The organism is Mycobacterium paraffinicum, from assembly GCF_025822865.1.
Classification (GTDB): Bacteria; Actinomycetota; Actinomycetes; order Mycobacteriales; family Mycobacteriaceae; genus Mycobacterium; species Mycobacterium paraffinicum.
Map to the genome: position 1 here is coordinate 37,786 of NZ_JACKUR010000041.1, position 16,314 is coordinate 54,099.

The 16,314-nt window shown below is 67.5% G+C and carries 13 protein-coding genes; 5 read left to right on the top strand and 8 right to left on the bottom strand.

Features of this window, described 5'->3' with window-relative positions; all coding sequences use genetic code 11:
* The 3 genes from mmpH to manT are packed head-to-tail and all read right to left on the bottom strand — an operon-like array spanning position 1 to position 3,081.
* Entirely contained in the window at positions 1-1,077 is a 1,077-nt protein-coding gene (mmpH, locus tag H7J89_RS24780) for an MMP endo-(1,4)-3-O-methyl-alpha-D-mannosidase (protein ID WP_264047662.1), read from the bottom strand.
* Positions 1,064-1,822 (bottom strand): class I SAM-dependent methyltransferase, encoded by a 759-nt coding sequence (locus H7J89_RS24785; protein ID WP_264047664.1) that lies wholly within the window; start codon positions 1,820-1,822, stop codon positions 1,064-1,066. The genes mmpH and H7J89_RS24785 overlap by 14 nt, the downstream gene beginning before the upstream one ends.
* A complete protein-coding gene (manT, locus tag H7J89_RS24790) occupies positions 1,816-3,081 on the bottom strand; it encodes an MMP alpha-(1->4)-mannosyltransferase (protein WP_264047666.1) in 1,266 nt (421 codons plus the stop codon). The genes H7J89_RS24785 and manT overlap by 7 nt, the downstream gene beginning before the upstream one ends.
* Before the next feature lie 441 nt (positions 3,082-3,522).
* On the opposite strand from manT, the gene H7J89_RS24795 reads away from it, so the two are divergent.
* The gene (locus tag H7J89_RS24795) at positions 3,523-4,329 is read left to right on the top strand and encodes a DUF1906 domain-containing protein (RefSeq protein ID WP_264047669.1); all 807 of its coding nucleotides are present in this window, start codon (positions 3,523-3,525) and stop codon (positions 4,327-4,329) included.
* A 143-nt stretch (positions 4,330-4,472) separates the two neighbouring features.
* Here H7J89_RS24795 and katG read toward each other — a convergent pair whose 3' ends face one another.
* The 3 genes from katG to H7J89_RS24810 form a co-directional block, all read right to left on the bottom strand.
* On the bottom strand, positions 4,473-6,725 hold the full coding sequence (gene katG, locus H7J89_RS24800; protein WP_264047671.1) for a catalase/peroxidase HPI: 2,253 nt from the start codon (positions 6,723-6,725) through the stop codon (positions 4,473-4,475).
* Positions 6,726-6,759: 34 nt separating this feature from the next.
* The gene (locus H7J89_RS24805) at positions 6,760-7,200 is read right to left on the bottom strand and encodes a Fur family transcriptional regulator (protein ID WP_067206463.1); all 441 of its coding nucleotides are present in this window, start codon (positions 7,198-7,200) and stop codon (positions 6,760-6,762) included.
* 95 nt (positions 7,201-7,295) lie between these two features.
* Entirely contained in the window at positions 7,296-8,582 is a 1,287-nt protein-coding gene (locus H7J89_RS24810; RefSeq protein WP_264047891.1) for a L,D-transpeptidase, read from the bottom strand.
* Between the two features lie 132 nt (positions 8,583-8,714).
* Here H7J89_RS24810 and H7J89_RS24815 point away from each other — a divergent pair, with 132 nt between their 5' ends.
* Both H7J89_RS24815 and H7J89_RS24820 read left to right on the top strand, forming a co-directional pair.
* Entirely contained in the window at positions 8,715-9,533 is an 819-nt protein-coding gene (locus H7J89_RS24815) for a hypothetical protein (protein WP_264047675.1), read from the top strand.
* A gap of 59 nt (positions 9,534-9,592) precedes the next feature.
* Positions 9,593-11,098, top strand: a complete 1,506-nt coding sequence (locus H7J89_RS24820; RefSeq protein WP_308205146.1) for an FAD-dependent oxidoreductase — start codon at positions 9,593-9,595, stop codon at positions 11,096-11,098.
* Between the two features lie 76 nt (positions 11,099-11,174).
* Here the strand turns inward: H7J89_RS24820 and H7J89_RS24825 are convergent, their stop codons facing one another.
* Positions 11,175-12,218, bottom strand: a complete 1,044-nt coding sequence (locus tag H7J89_RS24825) for a class I SAM-dependent methyltransferase (RefSeq protein ID WP_264047677.1) — start codon at positions 12,216-12,218, stop codon at positions 11,175-11,177.
* Between the two features lie 56 nt (positions 12,219-12,274).
* Positions 12,275-13,447 (bottom strand): glycosyltransferase, encoded by a 1,173-nt coding sequence (locus H7J89_RS24830; protein ID WP_264047678.1) that lies wholly within the window; start codon positions 13,445-13,447, stop codon positions 12,275-12,277.
* A 382-nt stretch (positions 13,448-13,829) separates the two neighbouring features.
* Here H7J89_RS24830 and H7J89_RS24835 point away from each other — a divergent pair, with 382 nt between their 5' ends.
* Positions 13,830-15,170: a PPE family protein, SVP subgroup gene (locus H7J89_RS24835; RefSeq protein ID WP_264047681.1), complete on the top strand. Its 1,341-nt coding sequence runs from the start codon at positions 13,830-13,832 to the stop codon at positions 15,168-15,170.
* A 266-nt stretch (positions 15,171-15,436) separates the two neighbouring features.
* Complete coding sequence (locus tag H7J89_RS24840) at positions 15,437-16,213, top strand: cysteine peptidase family C39 domain-containing protein (RefSeq protein WP_264047683.1); 777 nt, start codon at positions 15,437-15,439, stop codon at positions 16,211-16,213.
* Positions 16,214-16,314: the final 101 nt, after the last annotated feature.

The following is a 16,314-nucleotide window of genomic DNA, read 5'->3' on the forward strand; positions in this document are numbered from 1 at the left end:
TCACCAGCCGGAACCTGTAGCGACGCATTCGCAGTCGAAGTCGGTCTGCAGGCCCATCGGCAAAGCCTCGGCACGGAAAATCCCGGCGCCCGCAGTGGTGTTCGACAACGCGTCCGCGGCGAGGATCATCGCCGCGGCCGTCCAGGTGGTGCGCTCCTCGGGCCAGCGTTTGCCGTCCGCGAACACCAAACCCGTCCAGTAAGAGCCGTCCTCCTCGCGGAGATGCTGCATGGCGCCGAACTGTCGATGGGCGGCGGACCGCTGACCGATGGCGTCCAGCGCCATCACCAGCTCGCATGTCTCGGCGCCGGTTACCCACGGCCGGTCCACCACACAGCGGATGCCCAGTCCGCCGACCACGAAGTCGTCCCACCGCTGTTGAATTCGAGCGGCCGCCGCGGGCCCGCGCAGCGCGCTACCAAGGATGGGGTAGTACCAGTCCATCGAGTAGCGGTCCTTTTCGGTGAAGGCCTCGGGGTGCGCGGCTATCGCGTGCCCGAGCCGGCCCAGTGCCAGTTCCCACTCCGGCTGAGGCTCCCCGACGAGGGCCGCCAGCGCCAAGGCGCACCGCATGCTGTGAAACACGCTCGCGCAACCGGTCAGCAGCGCTTCCTCCAGAAGCCCGGCTTCACTGCGGGCCCAACAGATCTCGCCATAGCCGACCTGCAAGTCGATAACGAAGTCGATTGCCTTGTGCACGACCGGCCACATCTGAGCGGCAAAGCGCCGGTCGCCGGTGACGAGCACGTGATGCCACACACCGGTGGCGATATAGGCGCAGAAGTTGCTGTCGCTGTTGGCATCTTCGACGACGCCCGCGCGGAGCTGGATGGGCCAGGAGCCGTCCGGGCGCTGCGTGCGGCGGCTCCATTCGAACGCGGCGCGGGCAGGTTCCAGCAGTCCGGCGGCGGTGAGCGCCATCGCGCACTCCACGTGATCCCATGGATCGGTATGACCCCCCTCAGACCAGGGGATGGCCCCGGTGGGCTCCTGCATGGCCGCGATTGACAGCGCGGTTTGACGGCATTGCTCGGGGGTGAGGACGCCCGGGACCGATGGTGGGTTAGACCGACGCAACTGAATATCCCACCGTCGCTTCGCTTTCGGCCGGCGGTTGTTTGACGAAATACATCGCCACGCTCTTACCGACCAGCGGATTGAGCAACGATTCCGCCAGCTGCGTGATCTTCGGTCGTTGCATCAGGTCCCAAACCAGGAGTTGGTGATACGCCGACACGGCTCGGTGATCGGTGTTCGACACACCCACAGCGCATTTCAACCACCAGAAGGGGGAGTGCAGTGCGTGCGCGTGGTGGGAATGCGTCAATTGCATTCCGCCATCCGAGATCTTGGCACGCAAATCGCTGGCCCGATAGATCCGCACGTGGCCGCCCTCGTTGCTGTGGTATTCGTCGGACAATAGCCAACACACCCGCTCCGGAAGCCAGCGTGGCACGCTGACCGCCAGAGTGCCACCGACCTTGAGCACCCTGGTCAGTTCGGCGATGGCCGCGTCGTCGTGCGGTATGTGTTCCAGGATTTCGGACGCGATCACGCAGTCGAATGTCTCGTCGGCGTACGGCAACTTCAGGGCGTCACCCAGGACCACCTTCGCCGACGCGCCGGCGGGCGCCTCACCGCCTTCGGCCATCGCGCGCAAAATGGTGTCCACTGAACGCAATTCGCTCTCATCGCGATCGAACGCGACCACGTCGGCACCGCGCCGGTACGCTTCGAACGCATGCCGGCCGGCTCCGCAGCCGACGTCGATGACCTTCGTCGCCGCCCCCACCCGTAGCCGGTCGAAATCGACTGTCAGCATTGCGTTTCCCCTTCGGGAGTGGCCGAGGCGCCGTTGCGTGCGATCGCCCGCTCATACACCCGCACGGTTTGGGCGGCCACGGCCTCCCAGCTGAACACGTTGACTGCGCGGGTTCGTCCCGCCTTGCCCAGGCTCCGTCGCTTCTCCGGCGAGTCCAGCAGGTCTCCGAGCGCGCGGGTGAGCGCGTCGACGTCGGCGGGCGGTACCAGCTCGGCGCACGCGCCGTCGGTGCCGAGGACCTCGGGGAGCGCACCGACCCGACTCGCGACGATCGGGGTGCCGCTGGCCATCGCCTCCACCGCCGGTAGCGAAAACCCTTCGTAGAGTGAGGGAATGCAGGCGACTTCGGCCGAGGCGAACAGCTCAGCGAGCTCGGCGTCGGAAAGCCCACTGGTGATGTGGACCATGTCGGAGATGCCGAGCTCGGCGATCAATTTGTGGGTGGGCCCGTTGGGTTCCACCTTGGCGACGAGCCGCAGCTCGAGGTCCCTGCTCGTGCGCAGCCGGGCGACCGCATGCAGCAGGGTGCGCACACCCTTCAGCGGCGTATCCGCACTGGCAATCGCGATGACCCGCCCGGGTTGCCGGGGAACGGATCCCGGCTTGAACAGTTCGGTGTTCACGCCCAGCGGCACCACGTGCAGCTGGTCCGGCGAGACCCCGAAGTCGCTCACGATGTCGGCGGCCGACGACGACGAAACGGTCAGCAGGTCCGGGATCTGGCGCGCCACCTGCTGCTGCATCGCCAGGAATCCATACCAGCGCTGCACCAACGGTTTTCGCCACCATCGCGCGGCCGCCAGGTCAAGCACCCGGTCACGGGTGATGGGATGGTGCACGGTGGCAACCACCGGCAGTCCCGCGCCCGCGATGGTGAGCAGACCGGTGCCCAGGCTCTGGTTGTCGTGGACGACGTCGAAGTCGGCCATCCGGTCCGCCAGCAACCGGGCGGCGCGCATGGTGAACGTCCGCGGTTCCGGAAATCCAGCCGTCCACGTGGTGAGCAGTTCCAACAGGTCGATCGAATCGCGGATCTCGCTGGGCCGCGGCACGCGGAAGGGGTCGGGTTCGCGGTATAGGTCGAGGCTCGGCACCTTGGTCAGCCGCACCCGTGGGTCGAGCAGGTCGGGGTAGGGCTGGCCGGAGAACACCTCGACGTCATGACCCAGTTCCACCAGACCGTGGCTGAGATGGCGCACGTAGACGCCCTGTCCGCCGCAATGGGTCTTACTACGGTAGGACAGCAGGGCAATTCGCATACTCAACTCTTCTTTGCTGGTGAATGACCGCGGAATGGCGCCGAATCCATCGCGGTCAACGGGCTCCCGAACCCCGTGACAGCAAACTGGACATGTGTCCAGACTATAGTTCGATCACCTAATCGAGCGCAACGAGCTCGGGCGTCACCGGATCCCGGGTAAATGGTCTGACGGAAATCCGGCACCCAAAGATCATGCCACTCGGCCCCGAACGGGTTTGAACCGTTCGGCCGGCCCCGGCGGGGCACGGGTGTTTGACGCTGTGCCCAGCCGCGGGTGACGAGCAGGTGCGGCCGCCGCGGGAGCAGAGCTCTGAGCCCATGGCGGGGCGAGCCCGGGCGGTCGGGTCGGCGGCCGACGGCCTCGCCGACGCGCCGGGGCCAGCCGGCGCACCCGCGGCGCAGTTCGTCCAGGTCGGGCGCTGTTTGTTACCATCGCGCGGTGCAGGATTCGGCTGCAGCAGGCGAACGCGGCGCGCGGCGATGGGTGTCGAGGCGCGACGTCCTGAAATTTGCCGCGGCGCCGGCCTTACTCGGCCTCGGAACGCTGGCCACCAGCGCCGCGGCGCCAAAGGCATTCGCCGCGGACATGCGGCTGATCGATTTCGCCGAACGCAGGATTGCCCCGGACGAGATCAAATCGGCGGGCTATGGCGGGGTGGTGAATTATGTGTCGGAATCACGGCCGGGGGCCAATTTCGAGGCAAAGCCCATCACCCGCGAGTACGCGGACTCGCTGCGCGCCGCGGGCCTGCAGATCGTCAGTAACTTCCAGTACGGCAAACCCGGGTGGCCCGACCCGTCGGACTGCACGCGCGGCTACGACGGCGGTGTGGCCGATGCGCAGACCGCCTCGCGGCTACACGCCGCGGCCGGGGGTCCGGCCTCGGCCCCGATCTTTTTCAGCATCGACGACGACATCGACGTCGGCGTCTGGAATAGCTTTGGCGTGCAATGGTTTCGGGGAATCAACTCGGTACTGGGCGTGGGCCGCACCGGCATCTACGGCCATGCCGGTGCGTGCGGCTGGGCGATCCGCGACGGCGTCATTGGAAACTCGACCACGCCCGGGCACCGGTGGGCGTGGCAGACGAAATCGTGGTCGCATGGACAGCGCGAACCCGCGGCCGTGCTCTACCAGTCGGTGGTCAACAGCCCGAGCAACCCCAGCCCGCTGCTCGGCGGGATCAACGTGGACATCGACGAGGTCCTGGCGCCCGACTTCGGCCAGTGGGATTTCGCGCGCTGAGCCCGTTGACGTCACGACACATAAACGAGTTTGCGGCGTGTGGTCGGCGTCGGTTATGTGTCGCGGGAACGACCGCGCTCGCCGACCTAACGCACGGCGCCCCGCGAGCCTAGGCCCGCGGGGCGCCGCTTGGTATCCGGGTGTTACTTCAGATCGAACCGGTCGTTGTTCATGACCTTGACCCAGGCCGCGACGAAGTCCTCCACGAACTTCCCCTGGCTGTCGTCCTGGGCGTAGACCTCGGCCAATCCGCGCAGCACCGAGTTCGACCCGAACACAAGGTCATTCGCGGTCGCGGTCCACTTGATCGCGCCCGAGGCCCGGTCGCGGCCCTCGTAGACGTTCTCCGCGGTCGCCGACGGCTTCCACTCGGTACCCATGTCGAGCAGGTTGACGAAGAAGTCGTTGGTCAACGCGCCGGGCCGGTCGGTGAACACCCCGTGCTTGGTGCCGCCGTGATTTGCGCCGAGCGCACGCAGGCCACCGACGAGCACCGTCGTCTCCGGGGCGGTCACACCGAGTAGGTATGCCCGCTCCATCAGCAGGTGCTCCAGGGGAGCCTTCTCTCCCGGCCGGATGTAGTTGCGGAAGCCGTCGGCCCGCGGCTCGAGTACCGCGAACGACTCCACATCCGTGTTCTCCTGGGAGGCGTCGGTGCGCCCCGGCGCGAAGTGCACCGAGATCTCGTACCCGGCGTCCTTCGCCGCCTTCTCGACCGCCGCAGAGCCCGCCAGCACGATCAGGTCGGCCAGCGAGATCTTCTTGCCGCCCTTGTCACCGGAAGAAGCCGAGCCGTTGAAGTCCTGCTGGATCTTTTGCAGCACGGGCAACACCTTGTCGAGCTCCGAGGGCTCGTTGCACTCCCAGTTGCGTTGCGGCTCAAGCCGCAACCGCGCCCCGTTGGCGCCACCGCGCTTGTCGGTGTTGCGGTAGCTGCCGGCCGCCGACCAGGCGGTCTTGACCAGCTGGGGAACCGACAGGCCCGCCCCGAGGACCTTGCTCTTCAGCTCGGCGACGTCCTTTTCGTCCACCAGCTCGTGGTCGACGGCCGGAACCGGGTCCTGCCAGAGCTGCGGCTCGGGAATCCACGGCCCGAGGTAGCGGCTGATGGGTCCCATGTCGCGGTGCAGCAGCTTGTACCAGGCCTTGGCGAACGCCTCGGTCAGCTCCTCCGGGTGGTCCAGCCAGCGCCGCGTGATGTCGCGATAAATCGGCGACTCACGCATCGAGATGTCGGTGACCAGCATCGTCGGCGCCCGGCCCGGCCCGCCGAACGGATCGGGAATGGTCCCGGCACCGGCGCCGTCCTTGGCGACGAACTGCCAGGCATCGCCGGGGCTCTTGGTGAGCTCCCACTCGTAGCCGTACAGCGTCTCCAGGAAGGTGTTGTCCCACTGGGTCGGGGTCGGCGTCCAGACCACCTCCAGGCCGCTGGTGATGGCGTCCTTGCCAACGCCGGTGCCATACGAGCTCTTCCAGCCCAGCCCCTGCTGTTCGATCGGAGCGGCCTCGGGCTCGGGTCCGACCAGATCGCCGCTGCCGGCGCCGTGGGTCTTGCCGAAGCTGTGCCCGCCGACGATGAGCGCGGCGGTCTCCTCGTCGTTCATCGCCATGCGGCCGAACGTCTCGCGGATGTCGATCGCCGCGGCGATGGGATCCGGCTTGCCTTCGGGCCCTTCCGGATTGACGTAGATCAGACCCATCGTCGTGGCCCCGTAGGGCTGGGCAAGGTCGCGCTCGCCGGAGTACCGCTTGTCGGTGCCCAGCCAGGTGTCCTCCTCGCCCCAGAGGGTTTCCTCGGGCTCGAAGACGTCTTCGCGGCCGAACGCGAAGCCGAAGGTCTTGAATCCCATCGATTCCAGGGCGCAGTTACCGGCGAAGATGATCAGGTCCGCCCAGGAGACCTTGTTGCCGTACTTCTTCTTGACCGGCCACAGCAGCCGGCGAGCCTTGTCCAGGCTCACGTTGTCCGGCCAGCTGTTGAGCGGGGCGAACCGCTGCATGCCCTGGCCGCCGCCGCCCCTGCCGTCGAAGATGCGGTAGGTGCCGGCAGCGTGCCAGCTCATCCGGATGAACAGGCCGCCGTAGTGGCCGTAGTCGGCCGGCCACCAGTCCTGCGAGGTGGTCATCACCGAGATCACGTCGGCCTTGAGCGCGTTGACGTCGAGCTTGGCGAACTCGGCGGCGTAGTCGAAGTCGTCGCCCAGCGGGTTGGACCGGGGGTTGTGCGGCTGCAGCATCGACGGGTCGACCTGGTCGGGCCACCAGTCCCGGTTCGTCAGGGGTGCGTTCGATTTCGGCTTGGGGGAGGCGATTGCGGGGTTTTCGCTTTCGCTGGTGCTAGCCGTCTTGCTGTCTTCATGGGGCGGCCGACCTTCGGAGATATCGGATGGCACAGCATTCCTTTCTTAGGGGTGATTGGGCTGCGAGCTAGGAACCTGCAGTCGAACAGTCGGGGCACACGCCCCAATAGATGACCTCGGCCTCGTCCAAGACGAAGCCATCCAGAACGTCGTTGTCGTCGGACGGGGTGAGGCAGGGCGCCTCGCCGACCGCACAGTCGATGTCGGCGATGACGCCGCAGGACCGGCACACGACGTGGTGGTGGTTGTCGCCGACGCGCGACTCATAGCGGGCGACCGACCCGGAGGGCTGGATCCGGCGGACCAGACCCACCGTGCTCAGCGCGTTGAGGACGTCGTACACGGCCTGGCGGGAAACATCGGGCAGGCCTACGCGCACCGCCGAGAAGATCGTCTCGGTGTCCGAATGCGGGTGAGCGTCCACCGCCTCCAGCACGGCGACCCTGGGCCGGGTCACCCGGAGATCGGCCATCCGCAGTCGCTCCGCGTAATCGGCCGTCGATGACACCGCACCAATATGGCGCACTTATCTGGAACGAGTCAAGAGTTTATTGTGAAGTGAGGCACAACTCGCGGTGACGAATGGGCTACATCACGCTGGTCTCAGGTCGGCTTCAGCGCGCTGCCTTTGCGCCATTCGTCCCAGCTGATCGTCCAGTCGCCGTTCTGGGCCAGTGTCAACGGCGGGCCGCCGCTGTTGCGGACCTCGACCACATCACCCGGCACGGAGAAGTCGTAGAACCATTTCGCGTTGTCCGCGTTGAGGTTCAGGCATCCGTGCGAGGTGTCCTGATGCCCCTGCGCCCACACGGTGGAGTCGAGCTCATGCAGATAGATGCCGTCGGTGCTGATCTTGGTGGCGTAGTTGATCGTTTCGCGGTAGCCCAGACGGGAGTTCTTGGGCAGCCCGAACGTCGAGGAGTCCATGACGACCGGGTTGCCCTTGTCGAGCACGGTGTAGACGCCGGACGGGGTCCACAACGAGATCTTCTTGCCGCCGACGTCTTCAGTGCCCCCCATCCCCATCGAGGTGGGCATGGTGCGGACCAAGGCTCCGTTGTTGAAGACGCTGACCTGATGGGTGGCGTCGTCGGCGATGGAGACGTGCGCGTCGCCGATCCGGAACGACACCTTGGTGTCGTCCTGCCCGAACAGGCCGCCGCCCAAGGCGATTCCGTAGATCTTGGCCTCGGCGGTGACGGTCGTGCCCGGCGCGTAGTAGTGCTCCGGCCGCCAGTGGGCGGTTTGGTCGTCGACCCAGAACCACGACCCCTCCACCTTGGGATCGGTGGTCACCGCCAGATGCCGCTCGGCTTCGGCGCGGTCGGCGATCTGCTCGTCGAAGTGGGCCACGACCACCATCCCGACGCCGTAGGTCCCGCCGTCTTTGAGGGCGGCCTCCGACGTGGTGGTGAACGAGACCTTGGTCTGGTTGGACGGCTTCAGCGTCGAAAAGGACGAAACTTGCGTCAACGCAACGCCATTGGGGCCCCGGCTGGTGACCGTCAGGGTGTAGGTGCGGCCGTAGCCCAGCGGGACGGTGGGCTTCCATACCGTGTTATCCGGTGTCATGACGCCCTGCACCGGCTTGCCACTCTCGTTGACCATGCGGACGTCGGTCAACGTCCCCGCCTCGGCCTTGACCATCACGTGCGCGAGCGGGTCGACGTCGCGCGCATCGGGCCCCGGCGTGATCGTGACTTGCGCCGGCCCGGAGGTTTTCGACGAGGCGCTGCGGTGACCGCAGCCACCGCTGAAGCAGTCCAGCGATGCCGCGACGACGATGGCGCCCACCACCGCGACCACCACCAGCGCGGCAATCAGCAATCGGCGGGCCTTGCGATCCGCGAGGATCCGGCGGACGGACCGGTCACTGGTCTTGGACATCATTGAGCTGTCGGACCCCCTGCGTTCTGTTGGTTGCCGGGTCGAATCGCTGCCCAGCAGGACGATGTTGTCCATCAGGTGCCACGGACGTGCGGTTTTTAAACCGACCGGCGCGGCGGCGGGGATCATGGCGTCATGGCCGACGACGAACTCGACAGTCTGTACGCGGCGCCGCCGAAGGATTTCACGGCGCAGCGCACCAAGTTAGCCGCAGCGGCCAAGCGCCGGGGGGACGACGCCGGCGCCAAGCGGATTTCCGCGGCGAACAAACCGACCACCGCGGCGTGGATCGTCAACCGGCTCGCGCTGCGCCACGGCGACACCAAACGGCGCCTGACCGACTTGGGTGACCGCCTGCGCGCCGCGCACGCCGCGATGGACGGCGCTCGTATCCGGGACTTGTCCGCCGAGCAGCACCAGCTCGTCGGCGAGCTCACTCGGGCCGCACTGCACGCCGCCGACGTCAGCAACCCATCCTCGGCGGTGCGCGACGACATCACCAGCACGCTGCAAGCGGCCATCGCCGACCCCGAGGTCAGGGAGCGCCTCGGCCGGCTGGCCCGGCCCGAGCAGTGGTCGGGCTTTGGCGACTTCGGCGCCGCGGCGCCCGTAACGGCTGCGCGGGCCGGAAAGGCGAAGGAGCGCTCAACGACGTCGCGACCACAGCCGGCGAAGCAGCCCGCGCGCGACGCGGCCGCCAAGCGCCGGTTCGAGAAGCTGACCGCGGCCGTGACAGCCGCCGAGCGCGAGCAGGCCGACGCCGAGGCCAGGCTCTCGGAGCGCCGGGCGGAGCGCGCTGCGGCCCGGCAGCGCCGCGACGAGGCGCTCGCGGCTCTGCGAACCGCCGAGCGCGAACTCGAACGCGCCGAAGCGCACTACGAGCGGGCCGAGCAAGCCGGCCGCGCCGCGGGAGAATCAGTCAAGGAGGCGAAAGCGCAGCTGAAGCGGGTCTGACAGCGTCCGTCGGGCCGCGGCGGTGTTTCCCTGAGTCCAGCCGGGGTACTAGGCCACGCGTGACGTCTTTATGGTTGGCCGATCGGGCCGAACAGCCTTGGGCCGCAAGCAAGCTTGACGAGGGTTCCCGCTCGGCGGATGTCATCGTGGTGGGCGCCGGCATCACCGGGCTGATGACCGCGGTTCTGCTGGCCCGCGCCGGCAAGGATGTGCTGGTGCTCGAAGCGCGCACGGTCGGAGCCTGCGCCACCGGGAACACCACCGCCAAGATCAGCCTGCTGCAGGGCACCCACTTGTCGAAGATCCTGCCCAGGCATGGCAGGGAATTGGCCCGCGCCTACGTCGACGGGAACCGCGAAGGCCAGGACTGGGTGGTCGAATATTGCGAGTCGCAAGGCATACCGGTGCAGCGCGAGGACGCCTACACCTACGCGCAATCCGCCAAAGGGGTGCCGTCCGCGCGCTTGGAGCTCAAGGCCTGCCAGGCGCTGGGGTTGCCGGCCGTCTGGGACGACGACGCCGGCGTGCCGTTCCCGTATCACGGCGGGGTCCGGCTGCCCGACCAGGCGCAGTTCGATCCCATGCCGTTCCTGGACGCGCTGGCCACCGAGCTGCTCAACCGCGGCGGGCGGCTGGTCGAGCACACGCGAGTCCGGCGGGTGTCGACCCGCGGCGAACGCGTGCGGGTGCACGTCAACGACGCCGCCCAGCGCGACGTGGAACTCCAAGCCGGACAACTGGTTCTCGCCACCGGCATCCCGATCCTGGACCGCGGCGGATATTTCGCGCGCGTCAAGCCGAGCCGGTCCTACTGCATGGCGTTCAAGGTCCCCGGCAACATCACGCGGCCGATGATGATCTCCACCGACTCGCCGACCCGCTCGGTGCGCTACGCGCCCGTCGCGGACGGCGAACGGCTGATCGTAGGCGGGGCCGGCCACACCGTGGGACGCAAGAAGAGCCCGTCGAAGGCGCTCGAGGAGCTGGCGTCGTGGGCCCGCAAGCACTATCCGGGTGCGGAGCAGACGCACTTCTGGTCGGCGCAGGATTACACGCCCATCGACCAGCTGCCCTACGTCGGGCCCATCCTGCCCAAGAGCGAAACCATCTTTGTAGCAACGGGATTCAACAAGTGGGGGATGACGAATGGCGCCGCCGCGGCGCTGGCGCTGTCGAGCCGCATCCTGGGTGGACGGATGGACTGGGCCAGGGCGTTCGCCAGCTGGAGCCCGCACGAGTTGTCCGGCATCCCGACCGCAATGCAGGCCAACCTGGAGGTGGGCTTCGACCTGGCCAAGGGCTGGGTCACCCCGCTGCTACGCACCGGTCGCCGCAGCCCCGGGACTGACGAGGGCGGTGTGGTCAGCGGGCCGCCGTGGCACCTGGAGGCACGCTGCCGTGTTAACGGCACCGAGCATCGGGTGTCGCCGGTGTGCCCCCACCTCGGGGGAATCGTGAACTGGAACGACGCCGACCAGGCGTGGGAATGCCCGCTGCACGGGTCGCGCTTCGCCCCGGACGGCACCCTCCTCGAGGGGCCGGCCACCCGCGATTTGACCGCCTAGATCCCGCACCGGACGTGCACTCAGCGCGAAAATTCCGCCAAATTCTCGCAGAACATACAGGTTCGACGCGCTGGACTCAGTCCACCTTTTGGTAAACGAGCCAGTGCAACTCGATCGGCGAGTGGTCGCGGTCGACGTCGAACACGTCGAGGCCGTTGGCCCATCCCTCGAACCAGGCCGTGGGCGGCCAGGCACCCTCGGGCAGGTGGGCCTTCTCGTATTCGTAGGCGGGGTCGTCGGCAATCAGCTCGAGGGGTAGCCCGGCCGCCGCGGCCGTCATCTGGTCGCGCGTGTAGATCATGGTGTTGCACTGCTGACCGAGTTGCACCGCCGCGTCGTCGGGGACGNAGCCCTCGCGGGGCAAGAATGCGTTGAACACCAAACGCCCGCCGGGAGCGAGGCATTCGGCGGCGAGCTCGAAGACCCCCCGCAACTCGTGCGTCGTTCGGAAGTCCGGCACCACCTCGGAGAGGACCATCAGCTGGTATTTCTCCTGGACGGTTTCCATCGCGGTGAAGACATCGCTCTGAATCACGTGCACGCTCAGCGATTCGCTCTCTGCCTCCGAGCGCATGACGCCGGCGAGCTTCGCCGCCATCTCGACCGCGTCCACCGGGTGGCCGCGGCGGGCCAGGGGCAGGGCGTTGCGCCCGGTCCCCGCTCCGACATCGAGCACGCGGCAAGCCGTCGGGTCGGCCGCTTCGGCGGCCAGCGCCAACACCCGCGCGTCAGGCTCGGTGCCGAACAGGGGCGGTGGACGCACCGCCACCCACTCGTCGTAATCGGCATCGCGTGTCCGCCATTCGGCTTTGGCATGGATGTTCACGCTGATCCCGAACGGCGCGTGAAACGAGATGACGATGTCCGAACGGGGAGAGGCCTTGAAACCCTTCGACAGCTCGGCCTCCAGCGTGGACCTGAGCTCAGCCGACTGTTCGGGGGTGTGCCAGACGCCCAGCGTGGCGCAGATGTTGCCGCACAACTGGACGTACTCGTCGAGCAAGCTCGGCACGGCAGGCACCCTGATGTGGCCTTCGGCCGACGAACGGCGATACAACCGCCTGACCATCGCTTCGTAAAGCATCGATGGGTCGAAAGGGTCAGGAGGTGGATCTTGCACCAGAACCTTCTACACGACCCGGCCGCTTTGCACCACTGATCGGACCTACGCGTCGATCAGTCCGAGCGGGCGGCGTCTTCCACTAGGTCGGCAGCCTTGGCGACGCTTTCGGCGGGTTTGGTCATCTGGGCGGCGACCTCGCGGGCGCGAGCGACGTGGTCCCCGGCGAGTAGGGAGCTCAGATCCGCGACTAGCGAATCGTAGGTCGATTCCGAAAAGGGTCTGCCGATACCCACTCCGAGCTGGGTTACCGCGGATGCCCAGATTGGCTGATCGAGCCAGAGCCAGAGCACCAACATGGGAACGCCGGCCCGCAGGCCCGCGGCGGTAGTTCCGGCGCCCCCATGGTGCACAATCGCGCGGCATGCCGGAAAGATCGCCGCGTGGTTGACCGCGTCTACGATCTCGGTATGGCCGGGCCGCACGAGGTGGGTGAAATCGTTTGGGCCGCTGCAAATCAACGCCCGTTCACCTAGCTGCTCGCAGGCCCCGCTGATCACTGCGACCGTCTCGGGAGGCGAAGTGACCGGCGTGCTGCCGAAGCCGAAATAGATGGGCGGCGGTCCTTCGGCGATCCATGACAACACCTCGTTGTCGATATCGGTCGGCGTTTCCAGGGTCAGCGGCCCCACGAAAGGCCGTCGATGCCCTGATTCCGCCGATTCGTCCGCCAGCTCGGGTACACCGAGCGCGTCATAGGCCTGAATCTCCAACACCTGTCGGGTGGACGATCCGGCGGCCTCGGGTAAGCCAAGCGCCTCCCGTTGCGCGCCTTCGGCGACGTTCGTTATGTGCGCCTGGACTCCGCCGATTTCCAGCGCCCCCGCGGGGAAAAAGTGCACCGCGGCGAACGGCATGCCGTAAAACTCCGCGATGTTGGCGGCAAGACGTTGCTCGTTCATGCCGGCGATCAGCAGGTCGGCACCTTCTGCCAGTGTCTTCAGCGCCGCGGTTTTCTCCGCCCACACCTCGGTGACCCGCTCGGCGACATGCGGTAGCGCGCTGATCGGATCCTGCACGCGGCGAACGAGATTCGTGGCCGCAGCTATCTGCTCTCGCGTGTCATGCCCGTAGGCGACGGCCTCAAGGCCTGCGGATTCGACAAAGGGGAGCCTGTCGGGCGGTACCGCCATGCGCACGTCGTGACCCCGGCGCGACAGCTCGCGGCCGAGGGCGGCGCAGGGTTCGACGTCGCCCCGGCTCCCGTACGCTGCCAGCACAAATTTCATTCACTCCGACCTAACTCGCGGTGACGGTATCGATCCAAGCAGAACGGCCGGGTCGGGCCGCCGGACGCGGACCCCGCCGGTGCCGCGCGACGCAGGCGTGGCGCGTCCGGTGCGGTTGACGGGTTTCGCCGCGATCCAGCGGTAACTTAGCGGGTGCTCTGGGACACCCCGACGTCCTAGAAGTCCTGGTCACCGCCGATGCTCGAGCGCCTGCCGCGAAGGCTCCGCGGCTAGGGGGCAGGGCTCGGTCAGCCGTCATCGCGGTACCTGTACTACTTAGATGGATCGAGATTTGTTTGCTGCTTGTTGGGCAATCCCACTACGGCCAGCAACGATCCGTTAACACTGTGGCCACCACTGAACCGTCCGGAGGAGACGTCTCATGGATTTCGCAGCACTACCTCCGGAAATCAACTCCGGGCGGATGTATACCGGGCCGGGGGCGGCGCCGATGCTGGCCGCCGCGATGGCCTGGGACGCGCTGGCCGTCGCGTTGCATTCCGCGGCGGACTCGTATCAGGCGGAGGTGACGGCGTTGACGGGCGGGCCCTGGCTGGGGCCATCGGCGGCGGCGATGTCAGCCGCGGCCGCCCAGTACGTGGCCTGGACACGGACCGCCGCCGCGCAGGCCGAACAGACCGCCGGCCAGGCCAAGGCCGCGGCCGCCGCCTACGAGGCGGCGTTCGCGGAATCGGTGCCGCCGCCCGTCATCGCGGCCAACCGCAGCCTGTTGATGTCCCTGATCGCAACGAACATCTTGGGGCAGAACACGCCGGCGATCGCGACCACCGAGGCGCAGTACTCGGAGATGTGGGCCCAAGATGCCGGCGCCATGTACGGCTACGCGGCGTCGGCGTCGGCGGCGGCGAGGCTGACACCGTTCGCCCCGCCGCAGGAGAGCACGGATTCGGGCGGGTCGGTGCGGCAAGCGGCCGCCCTCAACCAGGCCGCCGGCACCTCGGCTGGAAAGGTGCAGAGCGCCCTCTCGCCAACCCAGCAGGCGTTCACCGCGACGCCCGACGCGCTGCTCAGCCTGGCCAGCCCCCTGGACCTCGGCTTCGGTGGGCGCGACCTGCTGGGCCTGGCCGCCGACCTGAGTGCAGTGTTCGTCGACCCGGAAGTCGGGACGGCGGGGCTCGCCGCCGCCGTCGTAGCGCTGCCGTACGACGTTTCCGGCGCCCTGACCGGTTTCCACACCGATGACATCGTCAGCGGCTGGGCAGGGGTCCAGTCCTGGCCCGGGTGGGCGCCCGTGCCCCCCACGCCCTTCCCGGTGATCACCAATCTCGCGGGCGGGTCGGCCGCGACGGCGAGCCTGGGCCAGGCGAACATGGTCGGCGGTTTGTCAGTGCCCCCGGGCTGGGCGGCGGCCGCCCCAGCGGTACGCCCCGCGGCCCTGGCCTTGCCCGCGACCACCGTCGGTGCCGCCGCGCAGGCCTCGTCCGGCGGCTCCGGAAGCCTGTTCGGGGAAATGGCCGCGGCGAGCATGGCCGGGCGCGCCATGGCCGGTACGACAGGCGCGGGTCTCGCGGGCCGCGCCGAACGACTCAGGGCCGCAACGCAAAAGGCGACGCAGGATGGCACGGCGGCGCCGCAGGTCCCGGCGGGTGGCCCGATCACCAGCATCGCCGCCGAGCTGCGGGAGCTGGCATCCCTGCGCGACGCGGGAATCATCACCGAGGACGAATTCAACGAGCAAAAGCAACGCCTGCTCCCGCACTGATAGCCAAAAAGGGGGATAGGTGATCGCGGTGGATTTACTGCCGCCTGTAGAAAGACGTCCAATATCGACAGATGTCACGGGCAATTGTTTCGCATGCTTTTTGTGTGTTGAGGCGTCATTTCGCGGTTGATATCGGCCGAACCCCATGAATTGTTGAGCACGTAAGCGCCGCGCCACCGGCGCGGCATCATTCGCCGATATGGGCGCGCCGAAGTGTTACCGTTTGCACGCTCCCAAGCTTTTCTCGTCGAACTTCGCGAGCGCCCATGTTCACATTCACGACGGCGTCCACGGCCCGCGCCGCGGTGGTCGCCGCGTGCGTCGGCGTAGCCGGTGTGTTCCTGGTTTCATCGTGCCGCCCTGCGCCGCCCTCGACGCCGCGAGCGAACGCGTCGTCGGCCATCACCAGCAGCGCCCCCAGCAATCCCACGCCGACGCAGCCGGCCGGCGCGCAACCGTCGATGGAAGACGGCATCTACGGTGATCCCGCCGCGGCCGCAAAGTATTGGCAGCCACAGTCGCTGGAGGACAACTGCGGGCTGATGTCGGTGGCCGACGTGGTGGGCGAGATCACCGGCCACGCCCCGACGGAACAGCAGATGATCAAGCTGGCGGAGTCGACGCCCTCACAGACCAATCCGGGCCCCATCTACGCGCCGCGCGACGACCCGAGCCATACCAACGGCGACGGCGGCATCGAAATGGCCGATGCGGTAGTGCTACTCGACCACTACGGCATCAAATCGGAGATGACCTACGTGGCGCATCCGGATCAGACCGGTCTACCGGCACTGGAGCGATACCTCGTCGGTAATCGCAAGGTGATCGCCTGGGTCAACTCCGCCGTCATTTGGAACACCAGCGACCAGCGGACCAAGGCCGACCACTTCCTGGTCGTCACCGGTATCGACACCAATAGGGAGATCGTCCACCTTAACGACCCGGGCGCCGATCACCCCGACGAACAGGTCGCCATTCCGACCTTCATGACCGGCTGGCAAACCGGACAGGAATCGATTGTCGTCACCACCGCTCCCGGCTGAGCGCCGGCTTTGGGGCATCCGTGGCGGCCGTGCGGGTGCGATCAATACTCACGCTGGGGTCGGCAAATGTGGTCCCCGCCGCCGGTTAAGCACCGGCCGCA